Source organism: Mesorhizobium sp. M7A.F.Ca.CA.001.08.2.1 (genome assembly GCF_003998455.1).
Classification (GTDB): domain Bacteria; phylum Pseudomonadota; class Alphaproteobacteria; order Rhizobiales; family Rhizobiaceae; genus Mesorhizobium; species Mesorhizobium ciceri.
In genome coordinates this window covers 1-6,224 of sequence record NZ_RZPW01000347.1, presented here as the reverse complement: position 1 = coordinate 6,224, position 6,224 = coordinate 1, and the positions used below count along the sequence as shown (strand labels likewise).

Here is a 6,224-nt window from a genome sequence, read left to right as displayed (position 1 = left end):
GAGGCGGTGGTGCACCGGCTTCTCGACGGTGAGACGAAACAGGCATTGACGGCATGAACAAGCACCCTTCGCCAGACGCGGTGCGCGACGCGATGCCTGCCGGCAAGGCACGCGCCAAAGCCAAAACGGCAAAGCAGGTCCTTTCACTTCGTGACCTGTATGACGCGCATCGCGGCAAAGTGTCGGATAAATGGTCGATCTATCTCAGCACCTATGACCATATTTTTTCAGAGTATCGAGACAGGCCGGTTCGAATCCTGGAAATCGGAGTTCAGAACGGCGGCTCCCTGGAGATATGGCAGAAATATTTCCCCAATGCTGAGATAATCGTTGGCTGTGACGTCAATCTGGCTTGCGGAAATCTCGTTTTCGACAGCCGGAAGATAAAGATCGCCGTAGGTGACGCCAATACTGATCAAACAGAGCGCGACATCATGTCGATGTCGGAAAAATATGATATTATAATTGATGACGGATCGCACCTATCCTCGGATATAATACGCTCGTTCGCGCGATATTTCCCTCATCTTTCCGAAGGGGGCATGTACATCGCCGAAGATCTGCATTGCAGTTATTGGCAGGAGTTCGAAGGCGGTCTCTACGATCCGCTTTCCTCGATGTCGTTTTTCAAACGCCTGCTTGATGTAGTCAACCATGAGCATTGGGGACTGGATCGTCGTCGGGTCGATGCCTTGGCCACTTTCGCCGACAGGCACCAAGTCGCATTCGACGAAGCTTCTCTCGCGTCGGTTCATTCCGTCGAGTTCTTGAACTCGCTTTGCATTGTAACGAAGCTGCCTATTCCGGAAAACGTCCTCGGCGCGCGCAACGTGCACGGCCGGGCGGCGCTCGCAGACGGGAGCGTGGTTCCTCTCGACGACACGAAGAGCAAGGCGATCGATCAAACCGGAAATCCATGGTCGTTGAAGTCAACAACCATGGAGGAGGAGATCGGAACCAACAGGAAGTTGGTGGGCCGTCACGGGGCACGCATCGAGGCTTTCTCCAGCGAGATGGCTGAAATGCGCGAACAAATCCGGACCCACAAAGACGAGATCTCAAGCACAAGGGCACAAGTCAGCGCGCGAGACGGAGAGATCGCGCGAGGACGGACACAGATCATTGCGAGAGACAAAGAGATCGAACTCTTGCAAGAAAATTTGTCGATGGCGCACAGGGCGACGAGTGTGCTGCTTGCGGATCGCGACGAGGCGCGATCCGAGGAAATCCGGTTGCATGATGTTCTCGATGCCGTTTATGCCAGCACATCCTGGCGAGTGACCAAGCCTCTGCGGGGGATTGGGAGCCGCGTCCGCGCTATCGGCGATGTTCGCATAAGGCTCCGCCGCTTGGCGATTCGGGGTGCCTACGGTTGCTGGCACAATCTGCCGCTCTCCATCGACCTCAAGCGAAAATTGAAGAGAGCGGCGTTTTCGACCTTTCCTTCGCTGTTTGGTGTTACGAATGCCTACCGCGCCTGGAGAAGCATGGAGGCGCCCCAAGCGCCTGTGGGCAGCAACGAGATGGTCTTGCGCGGGGCGCTGGTCAGTTCCGGCCCGATCTTCTCGCCCGAACCAGTCTATGTGCCGCTTCTCGATGCGCCGCCGCTGCTCCTGAAGCCGGTGCGCGTCATCGCGTTCTATCTCCCGCAATTCCACCAGATCCCCGAAAACGATGAATGGTGGGGACAGGGCTTCACCGAATGGACCAATGTGAGGCCCGCCGAGCCGCAATTCATCGGTCACCATCAGCCTCACGTGCCGGATTCCCTCGGCTATTATGATCTGCTCGACACTGCAGTTCAGCGCCACCAGATAGAGCTGGCAAAGCTCTATGGCGTGGAAGGTTTCTGCTTCTATTTTTATTGGTTCGCCGGCAAGCGGCTCTTGGAAAGGCCACTCGAGAACTGGCTCGCGGACAAGAGCCTCGACATGCCGTTCTGCGTCTGCTGGGCTAATGAGAATTGGTCGCGCCGCTGGGACGGAATGGATCAGGAGATCCTCATCGCGCAGGATCACTCCCCCCAGGACGATCTCGCCTTTATCGCCGAGGTCGCGCCTTATCTTCGCGACCCACGCTACATCCGCATCGATGGCAAGCCGCTGCTGCTCGTCTATCGACCAAGCCTGCTCCCGGCGGCGGCTGAGACAGCGCGGCGCTGGCGGACTTGGTGCCGGGAGAATGGCATCGGCGAGATTTTCCTGGCCTACACCCAGTCCTTCGAATCTGTGCCCCCTCATCGCTACGGGTTCGATGCCGCCGTGGAGTTTCCGCCAAACAATTCCGCGCCGCCAAATGTCACGCATACAGTGACGCCGCTGCATGAGGATTTTGCCACGACCGTCTATGACTGGTCGATTTTCCCGCAACGCAGCGAAACCTACTCATCCCGCAAATACAAGCTTTTCCGTTCGGTTTGCCCCGGCTGGGACAATACGGCACGCCGCAAGCGCGGCGGCACCGTGTTCATCAACAACACCCCCGCGCTCTACCGTAGATGGCTGGACAATGTCATTGAGGACACCTTGGCCCATGTCAGCGAGCCATCCGAGCGGCTGGTCTTCGTCAATGCCTGGAACGAGTGGGCGGAAGGCGCGCATCTGGAGCCCGATAGCGCAAACGGCCACGCCTACCTGCAGGCGACCCGCGACGCCCTGGAGGCGGCTAACAGGAAATGCAAATCCCGGATCGTAGTCGTTTCCCACGACGCCCACCCGCATGGGGCGCAATTGCTGGCTCTCAATCTGGCCAAGGGGTTCAAGCAGCTTGGTTTTGAGCCCGATCTCATCGTGCTAGGCGACGGGCCGCTGCTCGGCCGTTTCGCCCACGCCGCGACCGTGCACAGGATCGACTTGCCTGAGCAAGGCGATGCCGATGTGCTGAAACGCTTGGCCGCCATCAGAAACAACGGCGCCGAAGTGGCCGTCGTGAACACCACCGTATCCGGAAAGCTCGTCCCGCTGCTGAAGCAGGCAGGGTTCCGCACCGTTTGCCTCGTCCACGAACTGCCCGGAATATTGGCGTCCTACGGTCTTGCCGATGCTGCCGCAGCCATTATCGAGAGCGCTGATACGGTCGTTTTCCCAGCCGAGATCGTCAAAGCCGGATTCGAAGAGTTTGTTGGCCAACCGGTCAGTCAGTCGGTAGTCAGGCCGCAAGGACTCTATCTGCGTACGCCCTACCTCGCCGATGATCGTCAGCAGGTCCGCGAGGCGGTCCGCGCAAGATTAGGGCTTTCGACAAGTGAAAGCATAATCCTATGCGCGGGATATGCCGACCATCGCAAGGGCCTCGATCTTTTCGTTGATGCTTGCCTCAAGGTTATGGCATCCAGGCCGGATGCGGTTGCTGTCTGGGTTGGCCATGTCGATACCGTCTTTCACGCCAAGCAAATGCGACGGGTGAAGGACGCGGGACTGGAGGGCCGCTTCGTCTTTGTCGGATTGGTGGAAAATCCGCAGGAATACTATTTCGCCGCGGATATCTATGCCTTGACCTCGCGTGAGGATCCGTTCCCCTCGGTGGTGCTCGAGGCGCTGGATGCCACAGTGCCGGTCGTTGCCTTTGAGGGCGCTGGTGGCTTCCAGGATCTGCTGAAGCGGGATTGCGGAATCCTCGTGCAGGCATTCGACACCGATGCGATGGCCAAGGCTATCACCAATCTGCTCGACAATGCGGGCGAAGCCCGGCGTCTCGCCAGCGTTGGCCGCGATATCGTCCGCCAGGAGTTCAGCTTCAGCCATTACCTGCATGACCTGCTGATTTACGCCGAAAAACCATTGCCGCGGGTGTCGGTCATCGTGCCGAACTACAACTACGCCCGGTATCTGGGTGCGCGCCTAAGCTCGATCGTCGAGCAGACGACAAGGCCTTACGAGTTGATCGTGCTTGACGATGCTTCGACCGACGAAAGTGTCGAAGTCATCGAGAAATTTCTGGCCGGTTGCGACATTCCGTGCAGGTTGGTCGTGAACGCCGAAAATTCGGGCTCGGTATTCCGCCAATGGATGCGGGGGGTCGAAATGGCGCGCGGCGACTATGTCTGGATCGCCGAAGCCGACGACCTCGCCGATCCCGATTTTCTCGCCGAGCTTCTGCCCGCCTTCGAACGCGAGGAGGTGGTGATGAGCTACTGCCAGTCGCGACAGATGGACGGCGCCGGCCGGGTCTTGTCCGAACACTATCTCGATTATGTGTCGGACATCGACCGGTCTCGCTGGACGAAACCCTACGTCGTGGAGGGCCGCCAGGAAATCGCCGAGGCACTTTACCTCAAGAACACCATTCCAAACGTCAGTGGCGTCTTGTTTCGAAGAGAGGCGCTGCGCCAGGCTCTCAGCCAGAACCTTGATGAAATCGCGTCTTACAGGAATGCCGGCGACTGGGTTGCTTATCTGAGATTGCTGGAGAAGGGCGATATCGCGTTTCATCCTCACCCGTTCAATTCGCACCGCCGGCACCAATCAAGCGTGACGATAGGGAGTTTCAACGCCAGCCATCTGCAGGAGATCGCGCGTGTGCAATCTGAAACGATCGCTCGCTTCCATCTGGGAGCGGCAGCGCAAGAATCAGCAAGTGCATATGCCCAACGTCTCTACGCGCAGTTCGGCCTTGCGACGGGCGAGCAGCCACGATTCGAGGGCTATTCGGAGTTGCGGAACGCGGGGCAAGGGCAGGAGAACTAAGTGCCACCAATATGGCCAATTCCGGTTTGACCAAAAAGCTTGATAAGTCCGTGGCAGTCGTCGGTGCCGCTTGGGCCGAAAGCCAATATTATGACAATGCTGAGCGCTGGGCGCATCTGTTTTGGGACGAAGACAAAGGTACGGGCCTTATCGTCCGCGAAAGCAATATCATTCAGTGGGGAGGAGTGGGCGACTGGATTGCGTGACGCTCGTGCAGCGGCCAGGCTGAGGTCGACGATTGAACTCGGATGAGGCCATCAGCCCACAGATTTCAATTCAAGCGGAGGTCTGATGCTGAAGCGGCTCCCGCAGCTTTAGGGCACAAAAGCAGAAGAATTGATTGCGGAGAGTAGATCATCGGCGGATCGCGGTTCCCCATCGAATCCAGGAACAAAAACAAGCTTTTGATCACAAATTCGGCAAAGCTCGCTCTGCATCGGATCCGCAGTTTCTCGGTCGGAACGATCTCCAATCTCGATCACTTGCGTACCCTTGGCCATGAAGACAGAGTTGTGCAAGACGCTTCCGGTGAAACCAATTAGCGTCCTTGCTCTCGAAATAGACGCAACCTGCGCCTCGGTAGTCATGTTCTGAGGCAGGATGGTCAGAGCGCCACGGTTGGAGAGCGCCTGATATATGGATCTTTCTGAAGGATGCCAGCGTCGATGGTCTTCTGCTCTCATGGCAACCACTGTCTCGTCGCTTTGCTGCCGGGCTAAGTTGGATCGGATTCGGTCATAGACGGTAGCCATCGCTAAGTGAACTGTTGGGCTTGCGACTCCGAATGATGTAAGGCGCTGAGGTACATATAACCTCCCTACCAACATCGGTTTCGGTGAGACAACGATTTCCCGTTCTCCCCAACCGGCCGCGCGGAGGATTGGCATCGTGTGCCTTTGGTAGCCTTCCGTCCACTCGTTTTGCCCTACGATTTCATATGGCGAGAAGATCACTGGAACATTTGGGAATTCGTCCACCAAGGCTGCGGTCGAAAGCGTTTCGATTAGGAAGTGGCCCCACGCATAGAAGAAATGGCCACCATAGATCGCCACGTCAAAGCGCAGGGAATTAGGTATAGGATCGCGACGTCGTGAAATAGAGATATCCGGCCGGTAATTTGAGACAGGCGAGCCTGGTCGCAGCGAATGGAACACCAGCGCCCCGGCTGGGTCGTAGACCGCGCCCTGATAGGTCATCGAGGACTTGTCGAAGACGGTCTGGGTTACTGTAGCGTTTTCGATGATGCGATAACTCGCCGTGATATCGTGACGGAAAGCTGATTGCGTCGCCAAGGTCACTTTCTGAATCCTATCCCGACGGCCCTCGCAAGCCTATCGACTTGCCGAGCTCATGTAGCACGAGCCTGGTTGCAGTCAATCATGGACCGCAATTCGCGAAATCACTGAAGCGGCATTTAAGTACTCTGCCGGCACGACAACGACTGCACCTTCGCCTAGTTCGAGTGCTTTGTCGTTAAAACATTTTGCAAGGCGACCTCATCGAAATAGGCGCCAAGGAAGTCAAATAGCGGTCTAAGGC

At 57.2% G+C, this 6,224-nt stretch carries 3 protein-coding genes; 2 read left to right on the top strand and 1 reads right to left on the bottom strand.

Going from position 1 to position 6,224, the window contains the following annotated elements; all coding sequences use genetic code 11:
• Positions 1 to 53 precede the first annotated feature (53 nt).
• Both EN914_RS20150 and EN914_RS20145 read left to right on the top strand, forming a co-directional pair.
• Positions 54 to 4,685, top strand: coding sequence for a glycoside hydrolase family 99-like domain-containing protein (locus tag EN914_RS20150; RefSeq protein ID WP_127218615.1), 4,632 nt, complete (start codon positions 54 to 56; stop codon positions 4,683 to 4,685).
• Between the two features lie 11 nt (positions 4,686 to 4,696).
• Entirely contained in the window at positions 4,697 to 4,891 is a 195-nt protein-coding gene (locus EN914_RS20145; RefSeq protein WP_024503670.1) for a hypothetical protein, read from the top strand.
• A gap of 108 nt (positions 4,892 to 4,999) precedes the next feature.
• Here EN914_RS20145 and EN914_RS20140 read toward each other — a convergent pair whose 3' ends face one another.
• The gene (locus EN914_RS20140; protein ID WP_127218613.1) at positions 5,000 to 5,983 is read right to left on the bottom strand and encodes a glycosyltransferase 61 family protein; all 984 of its coding nucleotides are present in this window, start codon (positions 5,981 to 5,983) and stop codon (positions 5,000 to 5,002) included.
• Positions 5,984 to 6,224 lie beyond the last annotated feature (241 nt).